Annotated in this window: 17 protein-coding genes and 1 tRNA gene; 12 read left to right on the top strand and 6 right to left on the bottom strand. The window is 65.9% G+C overall.

Annotated features, from left to right (window positions below):
* The first annotated feature begins 158 nt into the window (after positions 1-158).
* The 7 genes from J2X42_RS00230 (at position 159) to J2X42_RS00260 (ending at position 7,743) form a co-directional block, all read left to right on the top strand.
* A complete protein-coding gene (locus tag J2X42_RS00230) occupies positions 159-1,586 on the top strand; it encodes a GAF domain-containing protein (RefSeq protein ID WP_310160992.1) in 1,428 nt (475 codons plus the stop codon).
* A 182-nt stretch (positions 1,587-1,768) separates the two neighbouring features.
* Positions 1,769-3,292, top strand: a complete 1,524-nt coding sequence (locus tag J2X42_RS00235) for an aldehyde dehydrogenase family protein (protein WP_310160994.1) — start codon at positions 1,769-1,771, stop codon at positions 3,290-3,292.
* A gap of 55 nt (positions 3,293-3,347) precedes the next feature.
* Entirely contained in the window at positions 3,348-4,370 is a 1,023-nt protein-coding gene (gene adhP / locus J2X42_RS00240) for an alcohol dehydrogenase AdhP (RefSeq protein ID WP_310160996.1), read from the top strand.
* Positions 4,370-4,819, top strand: coding sequence for a DUF779 domain-containing protein (locus tag J2X42_RS00245; RefSeq protein WP_310160997.1), 450 nt, complete (start codon positions 4,370-4,372; stop codon positions 4,817-4,819). The genes adhP and J2X42_RS00245 overlap by 1 nt, the downstream gene beginning before the upstream one ends.
* A 175-nt stretch (positions 4,820-4,994) precedes the next feature.
* Complete coding sequence (locus J2X42_RS00250; RefSeq protein ID WP_310160999.1) at positions 4,995-6,551, top strand: amino acid permease; 1,557 nt, start codon at positions 4,995-4,997, stop codon at positions 6,549-6,551.
* Positions 6,552-6,747: 196 nt separating this feature from the next.
* Complete coding sequence (locus tag J2X42_RS00255) at positions 6,748-7,122, top strand: nuclear transport factor 2 family protein (protein ID WP_310161001.1); 375 nt, start codon at positions 6,748-6,750, stop codon at positions 7,120-7,122.
* A gap of 9 nt (positions 7,123-7,131) precedes the next feature.
* Positions 7,132-7,743 carry a TetR/AcrR family transcriptional regulator gene (locus J2X42_RS00260; RefSeq protein ID WP_310161003.1) on the top strand — a complete coding sequence of 204 codons (612 nt, stop codon included), beginning with the start codon at positions 7,132-7,134 and terminating at the stop codon, positions 7,741-7,743.
* 37 nt (positions 7,744-7,780) lie between these two features.
* Here J2X42_RS00260 and J2X42_RS00265 read toward each other — a convergent pair whose 3' ends face one another.
* From J2X42_RS00265 to J2X42_RS00280, 4 genes are all read right to left on the bottom strand, one after another.
* Entirely contained in the window at positions 7,781-8,416 is a 636-nt protein-coding gene (locus J2X42_RS00265; RefSeq protein WP_310161006.1) for a DUF2461 domain-containing protein, read from the bottom strand.
* 162 nt (positions 8,417-8,578) lie between these two features.
* Entirely contained in the window at positions 8,579-10,066 is a 1,488-nt protein-coding gene (locus J2X42_RS00270) for a catalase (protein WP_310161008.1), read from the bottom strand.
* On the bottom strand, positions 10,063-10,557 hold the full coding sequence (locus tag J2X42_RS00275) for a Fur family transcriptional regulator (RefSeq protein WP_310161009.1): 495 nt from the start codon (positions 10,555-10,557) through the stop codon (positions 10,063-10,065). The genes J2X42_RS00270 and J2X42_RS00275 overlap by 4 nt, the downstream gene beginning before the upstream one ends.
* A gap of 30 nt (positions 10,558-10,587) precedes the next feature.
* Positions 10,588-11,358 carry a hypothetical protein gene (locus J2X42_RS00280; protein WP_310161011.1) on the bottom strand — a complete coding sequence of 257 codons (771 nt, stop codon included), beginning with the start codon at positions 11,356-11,358 and terminating at the stop codon, positions 10,588-10,590.
* Between the two features lie 77 nt (positions 11,359-11,435).
* Between J2X42_RS00280 and J2X42_RS00285 the strand changes: the two genes are divergently transcribed.
* Both J2X42_RS00285 and htpX read left to right on the top strand, forming a co-directional pair.
* On the top strand, positions 11,436-12,707 hold the full coding sequence (locus J2X42_RS00285; protein ID WP_310161013.1) for an MFS transporter: 1,272 nt from the start codon (positions 11,436-11,438) through the stop codon (positions 12,705-12,707).
* Between the two features lie 29 nt (positions 12,708-12,736).
* On the top strand, positions 12,737-13,603 hold the full coding sequence (gene htpX, locus J2X42_RS00290; protein ID WP_310161016.1) for a zinc metalloprotease HtpX: 867 nt from the start codon (positions 12,737-12,739) through the stop codon (positions 13,601-13,603).
* 174 nt (positions 13,604-13,777) lie between these two features.
* On the opposite strand, the gene J2X42_RS00295 is transcribed toward htpX, so the two are convergent.
* Positions 13,778-14,269: a YajQ family cyclic di-GMP-binding protein gene (locus tag J2X42_RS00295; protein ID WP_310161018.1), complete on the bottom strand. Its 492-nt coding sequence runs from the start codon at positions 14,267-14,269 to the stop codon at positions 13,778-13,780.
* 194 nt (positions 14,270-14,463) lie between these two features.
* On the opposite strand from J2X42_RS00295, the gene J2X42_RS00300 reads away from it, so the two are divergent.
* The 3 genes from J2X42_RS00300 to J2X42_RS00310 all read left to right on the top strand — a co-directional run bounded on the left by J2X42_RS00300 (position 14,464) and on the right by J2X42_RS00310 (position 15,670).
* Positions 14,464-14,718, top strand: coding sequence for a hypothetical protein (locus J2X42_RS00300; protein WP_310161021.1), 255 nt, complete (start codon positions 14,464-14,466; stop codon positions 14,716-14,718).
* A 182-nt stretch (positions 14,719-14,900) separates the two neighbouring features.
* Positions 14,901-14,982, top strand: a tRNA-Tyr gene (locus tag J2X42_RS00305).
* Positions 14,983-15,238: 256 nt separating this feature from the next.
* A complete protein-coding gene (locus J2X42_RS00310; protein ID WP_310161024.1) occupies positions 15,239-15,670 on the top strand; it encodes a CBS domain-containing protein in 432 nt (143 codons plus the stop codon).
* Between the two features lie 135 nt (positions 15,671-15,805).
* Here J2X42_RS00310 and J2X42_RS00315 read toward each other — a convergent pair whose 3' ends face one another.
* Positions 15,806-16,762 carry a LysM domain-containing protein gene (locus tag J2X42_RS00315; protein ID WP_310161026.1) on the bottom strand — a complete coding sequence of 319 codons (957 nt, stop codon included), beginning with the start codon at positions 16,760-16,762 and terminating at the stop codon, positions 15,806-15,808.
* Between the last annotated feature and the right edge of the window lie 98 nt (positions 16,763-16,860).

The following is a 16,860-nucleotide window of genomic DNA, read 5'->3' on the forward strand; positions in this document are numbered from 1 at the left end:
CCGCCATGCCCCGGGATCCGGCCCCGGGGATCATGCCCCGGGATCCGGCCCTGCCTGCCGGCCCTAGGCGGGTGTGTGTCAACGGGGCTACACTTGGGGCCACACCAAGGCTGTCGGCAATGCGCCGCGCCTGCAGGCTGAGCGCAAGCGGGAGTTCGATGAGGAACCTGATCCACCCGGCGGCTCCCGGTAGCGACTCCGAGGGGCTGATCCAGCGCAGTGCCCTGGCGGGACATGAACGGCTCGACGGCGTGATCCACCTCGCGGGTCCCGGTGCCGACTTCCCCGGCGCCGGCTTCCCGGGCGCAGAGGAAATCCCCGGCCTGCGCAAGCTGATCCGCGAGTCCTGGCAGCGTTCCGCCCGGCTCAAAGCCAACCCGGACAACCCCGAAGCGCCGCTGGCCCTGGACACGGACGAACTCGAGGAATACCGCCGGCAGCACCCGCTCGCCAGCATCATGCCCGTGATCCACAAGCTCCTGGTCCAGCCCAGCCACGACAGCGGCCTCCTGGTAGCGGTGGGCGACGAGGTGGGCCGGCTGCTCTGGGTGGAAGGTGACCCGGCCCTGCAGCGCCGCGCGGAAGGCATGATGTTCGTGGCCGGTGCGGACTGGTCAGAGGCCACCGTGGGCACCAGTGCACCCGGAACTGCCCTGGCACTGGGCCGCGGCATCCAGATTTCCGGAGCCGAACACTACCAGCGGTCCGTGCACCCCTGGAGCTGCACCGCGGTGCCGTTCCACGATCCGGATTCCGGCGCGCTGCTGGGCGTTGTGGACATTACGGGCAAGGCCTCGGCGGTGGCGCCCCACACGCTGTCCCTCGTCGAAGCAACGGTGGCTGCCGCGCAGGCGCAGTTGCGCGTTGAACGGCTCCAGCTGGCGGCAGCCCTGGCCAGCAGGCCGGCCCGACGGCGGAGCGGCAGTTCCGCGGCCAGGGCAGGTTCGGCGCGGGCCGGGGGAGTGGGCGGCGCGAAGGAAGGCAGCCTGTACCGCAACAGCCTGCAGCTCCTGGGCCGCGACCAGGCGTTGCTCAGCATCGAAGGCAAAACCGTGGCCCTGTCCGCCCGGCACAGCGAAATCCTCGCCCTGCTCAGCACCCACCCGGACGGGCTGAGCGCCGAGGAGCTCAGCGTCCTGCTCTACCCGGGCGACGGGTCCACCATGACCCTGCGCGCCGAGATGGTCCGGCTGCGCAAGATCCTGCAGCAGCTCAACCCTGCCGCGGTGCCCGAATCCCGGCCGTACAAGCTCAGCATGGACCTGGTCCCGGACAGCGGCCAGGTGCTCAGCTGCCTCCAGCGCGGCGCGCACCGCATCGCGCTGGAAATCTACCGCGGCGCGGTGCTGCCGCGGTCCGAGGCGCCGGGCATCATCGACCTCCGCGACAGGGTGTCCTCGCTGATGCGCGAAGCGGTGCTCACCGACGGCAGCGCCGAGACGCTGCTCAAGTACGCGGCCCTGCCAGAGGCGAGGGACGACGTCGACGTCCGGACTGCCGCGCTGAAGCTGCTGCCGCCGCGCTCGCCCAAGCGCGCCGCCGTCGTCGCCGACCTCGAACGGCTGGAAGCCGAACTCAGCGCCTAAACGCCTTTGCAACCTTTGCTGTCCCCACCTGCCCCCTAACCTCGCAAGCTCGGCCAGGGACCCCGGCAGCTGTGAGCTGGCTCACGACCGCGCAACCTGACTGCAACCTCCACACTCCTACGCTGAAACCAACGGCGGCCCCAGTATCAAGGCCCGCCCCATGCACAGCAAAGGAGCTAGCAATGACTGTTTACGCACAGCCCGGTACCGACGGTTCGAAGGTCACATTCAAGGACCGTTACGAGAACTGGATCGGCGGCGAGTGGGTTGCCCCCGTCAAAGGCCAGTACTTCGAAAACATCACCCCCGTCACAGGCAAGGTCTTCTGCGAGGTTGCACGGGGCACGGCAGAGGACATCGAACTGGCACTGGACGCCGCACACAAGATCGCACCGTCCTGGGGCAAGACCTCCGTCGCCGAGCGCGCCGCCATCCTGAACAAGATCGCCGACCGGATCGACGAAAACACCGAGATGCTCGCCGTCGCCGAATCCTGGGACAACGGCAAACCCATCCGCGAGACCCTGAACGCGGACATCCCCCTCGCCGCGGACCACTTCCGCTACTTCGCCTCCGCCGTCCGCGCCCAGGAAGGCCGGCTGTCCCAGCTCGACGACGACACCACGGCCTACCACTACCACGAGCCCCTCGGCGTCGTGGGCCAGATCATCCCCTGGAACTTCCCCATCCTGATGGCCGTCTGGAAGCTCGCCCCGGCCCTCGCCGCCGGCAACTGCGTGGTCCTCAAGCCGGCCGAGCAGACGCCGTCGTCCATCCTGGTCCTGATCGAACTCATCGGCGACCTTCTCCCGGCCGGTGTGCTGAACATCGTCAACGGCTTCGGCGTGGAGGCGGGCAAGCCGCTCGCCTCCAGCCCGCGGATCCGCAAGATCGCCTTCACCGGCGAAACCACCACCGGCCGGCTCATCAGCCAGTACGCCAGCCAGAACCTGATCCCGGTCACGCTGGAACTGGGCGGCAAGAGCCCCAACATCTTCTTCAACGATGTTGCGGAATCCAATGACGCTTTTTACGACAAGGCCCAGGAAGGCTTCGCGCTGTTCGCCTTCAACCAGGGCGAGGTCTGCACGTGCCCGTCCCGTGCCCTGGTCCAGGAAGACATCTACGACTCGTTTATGTCCGACGCCGTGGCCCGGGTGGAGAAGATGATCCAGGGCAACCCGCTGGACACCGAAACCCAGGTGGGCGCCCAGGCCTCCAACGACCAGCTCGAAAAGATCCTCTCCTACATCGACATCGGAAAGCAGGAGGGTGCCAAGGTGCTCGCCGGCGGTGCCCGGGCGGAGCTGCCCGGCGACCTCGCCGGCGGCTACTACGTCCAGCCCACCGTTTTCGAGGGCCACAACAAGATGCGGATCTTCCAGGAGGAGATCTTCGGCCCGGTGGTTTCGGTCGCCCGCTTCAGCGACTATGACGACGCGATGGAAATCGCCAACGACACCCTCTACGGCCTCGGAGCCGGCGTCTGGTCCCGCAACGGCAACGTTGCGTACCGCGCCGGGCGCGAAATCCAGGCAGGCCGCGTCTGGGTCAACAACTACCACGCCTACCCGGCCGGCGCCGCGTTCGGCGGCTACAAGTCCTCAGGCATCGGGCGTGAAAACCACTCCATGATGCTGGACCACTACCAGCAGACCAAGAACCTCCTGGTCAGCTACAACGAGAACAAGCTGGGCTTCTTCTAAGCCCGGTCTGCGTCCCACGTTTTACCATCGCTACAACAACGCAAGGATTTCGCCAATGACGACGACAATGCAAGCAGCAGTAGTAACCGAATTCGGCAAGGATCTCCAGATCCAGAACATCGCCATCCCCACCCCGGGGCCGGGGGAAGCGCTGGTCAAGGTGCTCACCACCGGCGTCTGCCACACCGACCTCCACGCCGCGGAGGGTGACTGGCCGGTCAAGCCGTCGCCGCCGTTTGTACCCGGCCACGAAGGCGTGGGTGAAGTGGTGGCCCTCGGCGAGGGCGTCACTGACCTCGCCGTTGGCGACCTCGTGGGGAACGCGTGGCTCTGGTCCGCCTGTGGCGACTGCCAGTACTGCCGCACCGGGTGGGAAACACTGTGCGAGGTGCAGAAGAACGCCGGATACAGCGTGGACGGATCCTTCGGCGAGTACATGCTGGTGGACACCCGCTTTGCGGCCAGGATCCCGGCAGGCTCGGACCCCGTGGAGGTGGCGCCCGTGCTGTGCGCCGGCGTCACGGTCTACAAGGGCCTCAAAATGACCGAGGCCAAGCCGGGACAGTGGGTCACCATCTCCGGCATCGGCGGCCTGGGGCACATCGCCGTCCAGTACGCGGTGGCCATGGGCCTGCGGGTTGCGGCCGTGGACATCGCGGACGACAAGCTCGCCCTGGCGAAGGCCCACGGCGCCGAAGTGACCGTCAACGCCCTGCACGAAGATCCAGTCGAAGTCATCCAGCGTGAAACCGGAGGTTGCCATGGAGTCCTGGTCACCGCAGTGCACCCGTCAGCTTTTGGACAGGCGATCGGCATGGCCCGCCGCGGCGGGACGATTGTGTTCAATGGGCTGCCGCCGGGCGACTTTCCGGCGCCCATCTTCGAGATTGTGCTCAAGGGCCTGACCGTCCGCGGTTCGATCGTGGGGACCCGGCAGGACCTGGAGGAGGCGCTGGATTTCTACGCCCAGGGCAAGATCCACCCCACCGTTTCGGTGCGGGAGCTCGGGGAAGTCAACGCCGTCCTTGACGAAATGAAGCACGCCAAGATCGACGGCCGTGTGGTCCTGAGGTTCTGATGCCCCAGGACAGGCTCGACGCCGCAGTGACGCTGCCCGGGGAGGACTTCTCCCGGGTGGCGCTCACCGCCGACGCCGTGGAGCTGCTGCGGAAACTGTGGCGCCAGCACGGGCCGCTGATGTTCCATCAGTCCGGCGGCTGCTGCGACGGCTCCTCACCGATGTGCTATCCCGCCGGCGAGTTCATCACCGGCGACTCGGACGTGCTGCTGGGCCTGTTCGACCTCTCCGGTGCCGGGACGGGCGGCGGCGTAACGTCCGACCCTCCCGGCGGCCCCGGGAACGGTCACCCGCTGGAATTCTGGATGTCCCGTGAACAGTTCAGCTACTGGAGCCATACGCACCTGACGGTGGACGTTGTTCCGGGCCGCGGCAGCGGGTTCTCGGTGGAGTCGCCGGAGGGGAAGCGCTTCCTCATCCGGTCCACCCTGATGGATTGGCCGGTCTAGGCAGTTCGATGTTTTACCCTCGAGGCCCTCCAAAACGGAGGGCCTCGAGGTGTTTCCCGCAATTAACTTCGGCATCCCGGGCGTCTCACGATACGGAACAAGTGGAGGAGTCCAGTGGATGGACAGTAAAGTTGATAAGTCTGTTTCCATCCCCTATCAGGATTGTGGATCTCTTATGAACCTCCTCCGGACCAAATCAATCGAGCAGTCAATGGCCGACGCCGATGAACCCGGACGCAAGCTCAAACGGTCCCTCAGCACCTGGGACCTGATGATCATGGGCGTCGCCGTCGCTGTCGGGGCCGGTATCTTCTCCGTCGGAGCCAAGGCCGCAGCCAACTTTGCCGGACCCGCCGTGACCGTCTCCTTCGCCATCGCCGCCGTCACGTGCGCGCTGGCCATCATGTGCTACGCCGAGTTTGCCACCGCCATCCCCGTCGCCGGTTCGGCCTACGTCTTCACGTACGCCACGATGGGTGAACTGCTGGCCTGGATCATCGGCTGGAACCTGATCCTGGAGCTCTTCACCGCCGCCGCCGTGATCGCCAAGTACTGGGGCATCTACCTCAGCAAGGTGTTCGCGCTGATGGGTGCGGACGTTCCGGCTGCCGTGTCCCTCGGCGGGGTGGACCTGTACTGGGGAGCCTTCCTGATCGTTGCGATCTTCACGGTGCTGCTGGTCCTCGGAACCAAGCTCTCCGCCCGGGTGGGCAACATCTTCACGCTGATCAAGATCGCCGTGGTCCTGTTTGTGATCGTGGTGGGCTTCACCTACGTCAAGTTCGAGAACTACAGCCCGTTCGTTCCCGCAGCCGAGCCCACTGGCGCCAGCGGCACCGCCGACGTGCTCAAGCAGTCCTTCTTCGGCTTCCTCACAGGGGCTGCCCCCGCACAGTACGGCACGCTGGGCATCTTCGCCGGCGCGGCCCTGGTGTTCTTCGCCTTCATCGGCTTCGACGTGGTGGCCACGTCCGCCGAGGAAGTGAAGAACCCGCAGAAGACCCTGCCGCGCGGCATCTTTGGCGGCCTCGCCGTCGTCACGCTCCTCTACATCCTGGTGTCCCTCGCGCTGACGGGCATGGTGTCCTACACCGACCTGGCTGAAGCCAAGAACCCCACGCTGACCACCGCCTTCGAAGCCGTGGGCGACACCACCGCGGCGAAGGTCATCGCCTTCGGCTCCCTCATCGGCCTGACCACGGTGATCATGGTGCTCCTGATGGGCCTGTCCCGCGTGGTCCTGGCCATGAGCCGCGACGGCCTGCTGCCGCGTGCCCTGTCCAAGACCAGTGAAAAGCGTTCGACGCCGGCCCGCCTCCAGGTGATCTGCGGCGCCGCCGTTGCACTCGTCGCCGGGCTCACCAACGTGGACCTGCTGGAGGAAATGATCAACATCGGCACGCTGTCGGCGTTTGTGATGGTGAGCCTGGGCATCCTGGTGCTGCGCAAGAAGCGCCCCGACCTCAAGCCCTCCTTCCGGGTGCCGTTCGGCAAGGTCCTTCCGGTGGTTTCCGCTGTGCTGTGCCTCTACCTGATGACCAACCTGGCTGTGGAAACCTGGATCTTCTTCGCCATCTGGCTGGTGATCGGACTCGCCATCTACTTCGCCTACGGCCAGCGCCACTCGCGCCTCAACGAGCGTTTTACCGAGGCCAAGGAAGCGGTCAACGGACCCTCGGACGCAACCGCTCCGAAATCCTCCAACGACGAGGACGAGTTCAGCCGCGCCTGAGACAACCAGGACATGGTGCCTGGTACCCGCATCGGATGAAACCGCCCGCCGACACAACACACGTCGGCGGGCGGTTTCGTGTTTTCCAAGCAGTTTCCGGCATGGCGGGCTGGCCGGATTTGGAGTTCAATGATCAGACGGCCCCCCTGGCCGCGCAGGGGCCGCTGACCATGTTTCCAGCACAAGGGAGGCCAGCGTGGACCTGTCGATCGAGGAAATAGCCCGGGCCATTTCGGGCCACCGCTTTGAAGACGCAACGCCCTACCTGAGTGAAAACGTTGTTTGGGAGCTGGTGGGAGAGGCCGTCCTGGCCGGGAAACAGGCCGTTGTGGATGCCTGCACCTCGGTAGCCGCGGAGCTCCGTGAAGGCGAGACCAGCTTCGAGCAGTTCAAGGTGATTGCCGGTCCGGCCAGCGTGGTGATCGACAGCGTAGCCGGGTACCGTGCCGCAGACGGCAGCCTCAGCAGGGTGGCGTCCTGCGACATCTACGACTTCACCGGCGGACAGCTCACGCACATCCGTTCCTACAACATCGAGCTGGGGCCGCAGGAGCCGGCGGCCAGTACTTAGGATGGATCCATGGCCCGCCCCGCAAAACCCGAACGCAAGGCAGAGCTGCTCTCCGCGATCCTGGACTACCTGATGGACAAGACGCTGGCGGAACTGACGTTCCGCAGCCTGGCGGAAGGCCTGGGCATCAGCGCGTACGTGCTTGTGTACCATTTCGGCAGCCGCGAGCAGCTGGTCAACGAGATCATCCGGTCCATCGAGTCACGGCTGGACAGCATGCGCGGCGCAGACGTGCACGACACCGACCGGGAAGCCTGGAGAACGTACCTGCTGGAGTCCTGGCAGTGGACCATGGCCCAGCGGAACCGGCACCTGGCCCGCCTCGAGTTCGAGGCCACTGCGCAGGACATCGTGGCCGCCGATCCGCGCGGAACCTCCCAGGAACACTTCCGCATGCTCCACCACAAAACCCGGGACTGGCTGATGGTGCAGGGCATCCCTGAAGAATTCGCGGACACCGATGCCCGGCTCTTCACGTCCACCTTCTACGGCCTGCAGTTCGACTTTGTCGTGATGAACCAGCAGGAAGCCGCCACGAAGGCCTTTGAACTGATGCTCACCGTCTTCTTCAACAACCTGGAAACCCGGCTCGCAGCGGTGGCGCAGGAATCCTCGGCCTGACCGATCGGCACAGCCGGACCGGCTTCCGCAACGACCCTCAGGGTGAGGCGTGCCGGCCCACCCACTCCACCAGCGGCCGCAGCTGGTCCCACATCCCGGAGATCTTCCCGGCCGCTTCCGGGCTGTGCACCCAGTCCGGCTCGCCCAGCTCAACGCGGGCGGACAGCGACTTGTGCTTCAGCAACTCCGCCCGCGGGTGGTCCTTGTCGAACCCGCGGGGCACGGTCTTCAGCTTTTCGCCCTCCACCGCAAAGCCGGCGGCCGCTACGGAATCAACGATCTGCCGGAGTGCTTCGCCGGTGCTTGAGGCATCAACGGAGTTCCGGAACCGGACCAACTGGGCCGGCGTGCTGGTGTGGCAGCCGCCGCCCACCAACAACCCGTCAGCGCTCACCTGCACGTAGTAGCCGACGCCCTCCTGGGTGGCCGCGAAGCCGCCCTGGGCGGTCTTGTACGGAGATTTGTCCTGGGAAAACCTGATGTCCCGGTTGGGCCGGAAGACCTTGCCCGGCCCGAACCGCGGTTCAAGCTCGGCCAGCAGCGCCGTGACAGGATCCCTGACCAGGGCGTTGTAGCTGTCCTTGTGCTCCAGCCACCACTCCCGGTTGTTGTTGTCCTCAAGTTCGGCATAAAACTCGAATGCCCCAGCGGGGATGCCTTGGAATGTACTCATGCAGTGATCCTAGGGACGGCGGCCGGCTCCAGCCAGAGCCGGCATCCCCTATGTGGAAAGCGCGGGAGAAAAGCGGCCCCAACGCAGGACACCCCGCCGCGGAGTGTCCGCGGCGGGGTGTTCTTCCGGTGGCCCAGGGCCAACCGTTGATGCAATTGCCAATTAGCCGATCTTGTTGGCAGCCTCGGCGTCCGAGGAGTCGGCAGCAGCCGCACCCAGGTTGGCTCGCAGCTTGGCGCCGAGTTCGGCGTCGACGTTGGTCCAGTACTGGATGGCGCGTTCCTTGATGTCGGCGCTCTTCACGCCGCCCACGGCACCGGTGATGGTGTCCAGGAAGCGGGCCTTGGCGGCGTCGTCGTAGACCTCGCGGTACAGGGTGCCGGCCTGGCCGAAGTCGCTGTCCTCGGCGTGCAGGGTGTGCGCGGAGAGGGTCAGTTCGCCGTCGTTCTCCCAGCCGCCGCCGGCAACAGCCGGCTCAACTGCAGCCGGTCCGCCCACGGAGTTGGGGGCGTAGACCGGGACGGTGGGGGCGTTGAACAGGTAGCGTCCGGAGCCGTCCTGGCTGTAGTTGTTGACCTGGTTCTTGGGCTGGTTCACCGGGATCTGGGCGTGGTTGGTGCCCACGCGGTAGCGGTGAGCGTCGGCGTACGAGAAGATGCGGGCCTGCAGCATCTTGTCCGGGGACGCGGCGATGCCCGGCACGAAGTTCGACGGCGCGAAGGTGGCCTGTTCGATCTGCGCGAAGTAGTTCTCCGGGTTCTTGTTCAGCTCCATGGTGCCCACCTTGATCAGCGGGTAGTCGGAGTGCGGCCAGACCTTGGTGAGGTCGAACGGGTTGAACCGGTAGGTCTTGGCGTCCTCATACGGCATGACCTGGACGTGCAGGTCCCAGGACGGGAAGTTGCCGGCGGCGATGTTTTCGGACAGGTCGCGGATGTAGAAGTCCGCGTCCGAGCCGGCCAGCTCGGCTGCTTCGTCGCCGGTGATGGTGTTTACGCCCTGGTTGGACTTGAAGTGGTACTTGACCCAGAAACGCTCGCCGGCGGCGTTGATCCACTGGTAGGTGTGCGAGCCGTAGCCCTGCATTTCACGCCAGGAAGCGGGCAGGCCGCGGTCGCCCATGAGCCAGGTGACCTGGTGTGCGGATTCGGGGGACAGGGTCCAGAAGTCCCACTGCATGTCAGCGTCGCGCAGGTGGGTGCCCGGGAGGCGCTTCTGCGAGTGGATGAAGTCCGGGAACTTGATGCCGTCGCGGATGAAGAAGACAGGGGTGTTGTTGCCCACGAGGTCGTAGTTGCCCTCGGAGGTGTAGAACTTCACGGCGAACCCGCGGGGGTCGCGCCAGGTGTCCGGGGAGCCGTTCTCGCCGGCGACGGAGGAGAAGCGGATCAGCATCTCGGTCTCGGCACCGGGCTGCAGGAACGCGGCCTTGGTGTACCGGGAGATGTCCTCGGTGGCCTTGAACGTACCGAATGCGCCGCCGCCCTTGGCGTGCACTACGCGCTCCGGCACCCGCTCGCGGTTGAACTGGGCGAGCTTTTCCACCAGGTAGTGGTCGGTCAGGATGATGGCACCGTCGGCACCAACTGACTTCGAGTGCGCGTCGGACGTAACGGGCGCACCTGACTGGGTGGTTGAAATGGCAGTCATTTTTCTCCTATTTCTCTATTTTGTGAGGGACGTTCAGAAGGAAGTTGTTGGGACTGCTGGCAGTCCTGGCAGATGCCCTGATACATGACATCGGCGATCTGGATGGTCATGGGCTTGGCGTTCTCATCCCAGTGCGGGGTGAGGCAGGGCGCATGCCCGACGGCGCACTCCACGTCCTCGACGCGGCCGCAGCTGATGCAGATCGCGTGGTGGTGGTTGTCGCCCACGCGGGTCTCGTACAGCGCGGGCGAGTGGGGAGGCTCAAAGCGGCGCAGCATGTGAAGGTCGGTCAGGTCGCCCAGGACCACGTAGACGGACTGGGCCGTCAGCTCCGGGAGTTCCGTGCGCGCGGCGGCCAGGATGCTCTCGGCCGGGGAGTGGGGGTGGTGTTCGACGGCGGCCAGCACTGCCAGCCGCTGTTTGGTCACCCGGCGGCCGTGGGCGCGCAGGGCAGCAGCCCATGCTTCGTGGCCGCCAAAGTGTTCCGTCATGCCTCCATTGAAGCACTTATTATGAGTTCTTCACAATAAGGCTTGGCTAACCTCCGGCAGATCCAGGAATTCCTGCATGGGATTGACGGATTCCCCTGCCGAACGTCCCAGGGCGTGGACTTCCAACAGCCCGCTCCCCGGCTCCGGCACCACACAGCTCAGCCCGGTGACGCCGCGGCGTTCCGTCAGGCCCTGCAGGGAGCCGGCCAGTGCCAGCAGGTGCCCGGGTGTCAGGCCCGGTTCGCCCGACGCCGGCGCAAGCACAGTGTGGTGGGCGCCGGCCTTGAACCGGGGCGCCGCCGCCACCAGTTCCGGAACGGCATCGCCGACGGGTACCGGCTCCGCGGACTGCCGACCCGCCTCACCCTGGCGCTCCAGGGCCGAACGGCGCAGGGCGGCGCGGAGACCGCCGTCGTATTCCAGGAGCCGGTCCCCAGGAGCGGGCACGCGGCGCTGGGCTGGAAGGCGGAGCTGTTCGCCCGGCGTGACCGGCTCACCGTCCCAGCGCCCGAACACGTGGAAGGTGGGGGTGGAGGACTCGGCTTCCGGCTCGCCGATGGCCGCTCCGATGGGGTGCCACTGGTGGGCAAAAACCACCGTGCAGCGTTGGGCACCGAGCACGTCGGCGAGGGCCTGCCTGGCCGCGTTGTGGCACAGGAGCCAGTCGGCGGCGGAGCGGAGATCGAAGGCGACGGCGGGATTCGTGAGCCGGATGAGGAGGTGGCCGGCGTTCAGGGCGGTCCGGGGCCGGGCCACCTCCCAAAACGCCGATGCAAAGAGCAGCCGCCTGGACAGATTCATAAGCCAATTCCTTCCCCCGCCTGAGGATACCAAGCGTGTGACAAAACAGGACACGGCCGCCCCACTAGGGTTGCAGGGTGGGGAAACTGCTGGCCGATATCACACCGCTGAAGGAGAGCCCTGCTTTCCGCCGCCTCTGGCTGGGCTCGGCGGTATCCGCCGTCGGCAGCCAGCTCACCCTGGTGGCCGTGAGCCTGGAGGTGTACCGGCTTACGGAGGACAGCTTCTACGTGGGCCTGCTGGGCGTCTTTGCCCTGGTGCCGCTGGTGTTCGGCGGCCTGCTGGGCGGTTCCATCGCCGATTCCCACGACCGCCGGCGCGTGGCGCTCCTGGCCACGGCGGTCCTGTGGCTGACCACGGGCCTGATCGCCCTGCAGTCGTGGCTGCACCTGGGAAACGTGTGGATCCTGTACCTGCTGGTCGCGCTGCAAAGCGCGGCGCAGGCCATCAACCAGCCGGCCCGCAGCGCCATCATCCCCGTGCTGATCCGCAAGGAGCTGCTGCCGGCCGCCAACGCGCTCAGCATGGTGTCCTTCGGCCTGGCCATGACGGTGGGACCCCTGCTGGCAGGTCTGCTCGTGGCGTGGGTGGGCTTCGGCTGGACCTACACGATCGACTTCATCAGCTTCGCGTTTGTGTTGTGGGCAGTATTCCGCCTTCCCGCCATGCCGCCGGCGGCCAGTGCCGGGCGGGCCGGGATCCGGTCCGTCGCTGAAGGCTTCCGGTTCCTGGGCACACGGCCCAACCTGCGGATGACCTTCATCATCGACCTCGTGGCGATGATCCTCGCCCAGCCGCGGGCGCTGATGCCGGCCATCGGTGCCGTCATGATCGGAGGCGGCGAGTCCACGGTGGGCATCCTGCTGGCCTCCACCGCGGTGGGCGCGTTCCTGGCCGGACTGTTTTCCGGTCCGCTCGGCCACGTCCGGTGGCAGGGGAGTGCCGTGGTGTGGTCGGTGATGGGATGGGGCGCCTCCATTGCAGGCTTCGGCGTGGTGGTGCTCCTGGCAGGCCGGACGGACGACGGCGGCGCTACCCTTTGGCTGTTGCCGGCGGCTTTGTGCTGTGCCCTGGCAGGAATTGCGGACTCCATCAGCAGCGTCTTCCGCAACACCATCCTGCAGGCAGCGACCCCGGACCACCTGCGGGGACGGCTCCAGGGCGTCTTCATTGTGGTGGTCGCCGGGGGACCGCGCGTGGGTGACCTGCTGGCAGGCGGCGGGACTAAGATTTTGACTGAGGGCTGGGTCCTGCTGCTCGGCGGGGTTTTGTGCATTGCCGTGGCGTGGTTGGCCGCACAGCTGCAGCCGGGCTTTCGGAAGTATGATGCCCGCAACCCGGTCCCCTAGGACTGCCGGGCAGACGTGGAGGAGTGGACGTGCACAAGCATTACAACGGCCTGAAAACTGCGGCGCTCTTCGGCGTCCTCTGGGCTGTCCTGCTGGGCCTGGGCGGCCTCATTGGCCTCAACACGCGCAGCTCGGCGCCCATCTGGATCATGGCCCTTATTGGCGTGGCCACCACGGCCTACGGCTACTGGAACAGCGACAAGATCGCCATCCGCTCCATGCAGGCCTACCCGGTCACCGAGGCCCAGGCGCCGCAGCTGTACCAGATCGTCCGTGAGCTGTCCGTCCGCGCCAACCAGCCGATGCCGCGGATCTACGTCTCGCCCACCATGAACCCGAACGCCTTCGCGACGGGCCGGAATCCCCGGAACGCCGCAGTCTGCGTCACCGAAGGCATCGTCCAGCTGCTGGACGCCCGGGAGCTCCGCGCCGTCCTGGGGCACGAGCTGATGCACGTGTACAACCGGGACATCCTGACCTCCTCGGTGGCGGCCGCCGTCGCCGGTGTCATCACCTCGGTGGGCCAGATGCTGCTGTTCTTCGGCGGCGACCGGCGCAACTCCAACCCGCTGGCCATGCTGGCCATGGCTTTGCTGGCGCCGTTCGCGGCGTCCCTGATCCAGCTCGCCATCTCCCGGACCAGGGAGTACGACGCCGACGAGGACGGTGCGCAGCTGACCGGCGATCCGCTGGCGCTCGCCTCAGCCCTGGGCCGGATCGAGCAGGGCGTCCGGATCGCGCCGCTCCCGCAGGACCAGAAGCTGGTGAACACCTCGCACCTGATGATCGCCAACCCGTTTCGCGGCGGCGCGATGACCAAGCTGTTTGCCACGCACCCGCCCATGAAGGACCGGATCGCCCGGCTCGAGCGGATGGCCGGCCGGCCGCTGAACTAGCGGAAACCGACCAAGGGGCGCGCCGCCGTCGTGCTTTCTGTAAGGTGACCTCCTCGGGCGACGCCGAGAATCACCCTCGACACGCAAAAACGCCGGCGCTACCCGAATACAGGTAGCGCCGGCGTTTTTAGGCGTCGAAAGTAATTTTGCGCCTCGAAAACGAAAGCCTGGTGGCTAGCTGCGGAAGTTCACGAACTGCAGGTCGGCCTCGTCAAAGTCCTTCAGGAGCGCCATGACGGCCTGCAGGTCGTCGCGGGACTTGGACGAGACACGGAGTTCGTCGCCCTGGATCTGGGATTTGACGCCCTTGGGGCCCTCATCGCGGATCAGCTTGTTGATCTTCTTGGCCAGATCCTGCTCGATGCCCTCCTTGATGGAAGCCTCAAGGCGGAACTCCTTGCCGGATGGGTACGGCTCGCCGCTGTCCAGGGACTTCAGCGAGATGCCGCGGCGGATCAGCTTGGACTGGAGCACATCCAGGACGGCCAGGACGCGTTCCTCCGAGTTCGCCTTCATCAGGATTTTCTCGCCGCTGAAGTCGACCTCGGCGCCGACGCCCTTGAAGTCGTAGCGCTGGACCAGTTCCTTCTGTGCCTGGTTCAGCGCGTTGGCCACTTCCTGCTTGTCCACTTTGCTTACGACGTCGAACGTTGACTCGCCTGCCATGACTCTCCTTGTGCTGGTGGTGCCGATTGGTGGCGCCCCGGAGGCGCCTGGTGTCTGCATTCCAGCCTAGTACGGATGACTCCTTTGTGAAGTTCCTGCAGCTTTCACAGTTCCCTCCCAGCGGACACAGGGCGGGAACGAAGCACGGCGCCGGAGAGTTGGAGTTGTTGGGAAAGAGCGCGAAGGGAAAGACCATGCACCGCAAAGCCATCCGTTACGTCAACCGAAGCACGGCTGCTGCCGCAGGCGCCGTTGCCACCGCAGCCACGTCCGTTGCGGCAGCCGCCGTCGCAGCTTCCATCATCTTCAGTCCCGTGGCGGATGCTTCGGCCCGGATGGACGGGGTCAGCCAGGACCTGCTGCGTGCGGTGGAACTGAACCAGATCACCGAGGAGCAGGCCGTGAAATTTGAGGCGCGGCTCGCCGGACGCATTTTCGGCGAGGCCTGAATTCGGCCGGTTTTCCCCGTCATTTCAAGGGTTTTTCGCTGTTTTCCGGATGCCGTGGGGCTCGATTCGATTCTTCGGCAGAAGTTCTGTAAAGTTGTCTTGCCCGCGGTTACTGGAAGCGGAACGGCCCGGAAACGGACGTTCTGAACACTGCAGCCGGGGGTGATCTTCTTTTGAAGTTCGGCAGATTACCCGAGCGGCCAAAGGGGGCTGACTGTAAATCAGCTGGCAACGCCTACGGGGGTTCGAATCCCTCATCTGCCACCCAAGGAAAAGCCTCCGGAACCATCAGGTTCCGGAGGTTTTTTCGTGTCCCGATGCCAGCCATAGGCTTCCCCTCCAGATGGACTATTCCCCCCGGCATGACACGGGGATTTGACCACTTGGCGGGGAAAGACGCGGCGGAAGAATCCCTCCAAAACCGTCGTCGACAGCAGCGCTCGCCCCGGCGTAGGCTGACACCATCGGCGCACGTGCCCCGGTGCCCTGTGTCGATACATCAATCGATGAAGGAGGACCAATGAGTGCTGTACGAGAATTCATGACTACGGATGCACGGTGTATCAAGGAAGAACAGTCCCTCGCCGATGCCGCACGGATGATGCAGGATCTGGACTGCGGATCGTTGCCAATCTGCGGAGACGACGGCAAGTTGAAGGGCATGATCACCGACCGCGACATCGTGCTCAAGTGCGTCGCCGCCGGCCGCGATCCACGCGAAATGATGGCCCGTGAGCTGGCCAGCGGACGGCCCCACTGGGTCGACGCCGATGCAAACGTTGACGCCGCCATCGAACTGATGGAGAAGCACCAGATCCGTCGCCTCCCGGTCATCGCCGACCACAAGTTGGTGGGCATCATCAGCCAGGGTGACATCGCCCGAAACTACTCCGAACAGCGTGTGGGCGAGCTCGTGGAGCATATTTCGGAACGCAGCCGAATGCAGGTGTAGCCAGCAATTCAACCCGGAACGCCACGGAGTCCCACTCCGTGGCGTTACTTTGTGGCCTGAACCGTGTGGTTCGACGTGGCCTTGTCCGCGGCTCCTGGCCCTGACGGTTCGGAACCGCGGACAAGCTTAGGAAGATCAGTTCAGTGCGATCAGGAGCATCTGGCTGGTCCCCGGGATGCAGGTCTGCAGGATCGCCCTGGGGAAACCGCCGAACACGCGGATGACGTCGTTGGTGGTGCCGGGGTTGGGGACCTGGCCGCGGGCTGTCGCCGTGTAGGTGCCATAGCCCGGGATGCTGATGGTTTCGCCCACGGCGATGCCGGAGAACCGTGCCCAGCCGCCGCAGAAGTCGTGTTCGGTGATGAACAGCGAGTAGCCGTCATTGGGGGTGAAATGGATCGGCCCGATGCACGCGTCCACCATGGCCTGTCCGCCGGCACCGGCCACGTAGATCGTCCGGACGGACGGAGCGGCCTGGACCGGAGCCGGGGCTGCTGCCGGGGCGGGCCCAGCCGGTGCAGGTGCGTACGCCGGAGCTGCCGCGACGGCGGGACCTGACAGGACCAGGGTCTGGCCCGGGACGATGATGCTGTAAACACCCAGTCCGTTGGCAGCCAGCATCGCGTTCACGTCCACGCCGTACCGCGCCGCAATCCCGCCCACGGTGTCGCCCGGGACAACTGTGTAGTGGTTGGAGTCGCCGGCGGGGGCAGGAGCCGGTGCAGGCTCCGGAGCCGGCGCAGGGGGAGCCTCGGCTGGCGCGGCGGCCACCTCCGGCTGCGCCGTGGCAGCCTCAACCGAACCGGGCACAAAGGTACCGACGTACGGTTCATCCAGGGGCGCCGCAACCAACGGCCGTGCGACGCTGACTACCGGTGGGGCCGACGTCGTGCTTGCCTCTGCGGGCGGAGACACCTCAGCCGTGCGCACGGGACCGGCCAGGACCCCGACGCCGACGGCGGAAACCACGGCCGCGGCGGCCATGCCGGCCCAGAGCCGGTTACTGACCGGTTTGCGGTCTTGGGTCAGTTCTGTCCGGGGGACGTCTGTTTCGAAGTTTCGGCGGGGCGGTTCGGAAGTTTTTGCGGTCAACTGGTACATGGGTGGCCCATCGCAGGTCGGCCCCGGCAAGGAAAAGCAGCGGCGTACGCCGGTTTTTCGTTGCGGGACGGATCGAGGTGTGATGCGCG

The organism is Arthrobacter sp. BE255 (genome assembly GCF_031457335.1).
In the GTDB taxonomy this organism is placed as follows: Bacteria; Actinomycetota; Actinomycetes; order Actinomycetales; family Micrococcaceae; genus Arthrobacter.

What these genes read in the sequence shown, in the direction of transcription:
- J2X42_RS00245 (WP_310160997.1), top strand. Translation starts at nt 4,370, where the DNA reads ATGCCCCAGGACAGGCTCGACGCCGCAGTGACGCTGCCCGGGGAGGAC.
- J2X42_RS00310 (WP_310161024.1), top strand. Translation starts at nt 15,239, where the DNA reads ATGAGTGCTGTACGAGAATTCATGACTACGGATGCACGGTGTATCAAG.
- J2X42_RS00230 (WP_310160992.1), top strand. Translation starts at nt 159, where the DNA reads ATGAGGAACCTGATCCACCCGGCGGCTCCCGGTAGCGACTCCGAGGGG.
- J2X42_RS00250 (WP_310160999.1), top strand. Translation starts at nt 4,995, where the DNA reads ATGAACCTCCTCCGGACCAAATCAATCGAGCAGTCAATGGCCGACGCC.
- J2X42_RS00235 (WP_310160994.1), top strand. Translation starts at nt 1,769, where the DNA reads ATGACTGTTTACGCACAGCCCGGTACCGACGGTTCGAAGGTCACATTC.
- J2X42_RS00275 (WP_310161009.1), bottom strand. Translation starts at nt 10,557, where the DNA reads ATGACGGAACACTTTGGCGGCCACGAAGCATGGGCTGCTGCCCTGCGC.
- adhP (WP_310160996.1), top strand. Translation starts at nt 3,348, where the DNA reads ATGACGACGACAATGCAAGCAGCAGTAGTAACCGAATTCGGCAAGGAT.
- J2X42_RS00280 (WP_310161011.1), bottom strand. Translation starts at nt 11,358, where the DNA reads ATGAATCTGTCCAGGCGGCTGCTCTTTGCATCGGCGTTTTGGGAGGTG.
- J2X42_RS00295 (WP_310161018.1), bottom strand. Translation starts at nt 14,269, where the DNA reads ATGGCAGGCGAGTCAACGTTCGACGTCGTAAGCAAAGTGGACAAGCAG.
- J2X42_RS00260 (WP_310161003.1), top strand. Translation starts at nt 7,132, where the DNA reads ATGGCCCGCCCCGCAAAACCCGAACGCAAGGCAGAGCTGCTCTCCGCG.
- J2X42_RS00265 (WP_310161006.1), bottom strand. Translation starts at nt 8,416, where the DNA reads ATGAGTACATTCCAAGGCATCCCCGCTGGGGCATTCGAGTTTTATGCC.
- J2X42_RS00300 (WP_310161021.1), top strand. Translation starts at nt 14,464, where the DNA reads ATGCACCGCAAAGCCATCCGTTACGTCAACCGAAGCACGGCTGCTGCC.
- J2X42_RS00270 (WP_310161008.1), bottom strand. Translation starts at nt 10,066, where the DNA reads ATGACTGCCATTTCAACCACCCAGTCAGGTGCGCCCGTTACGTCCGAC.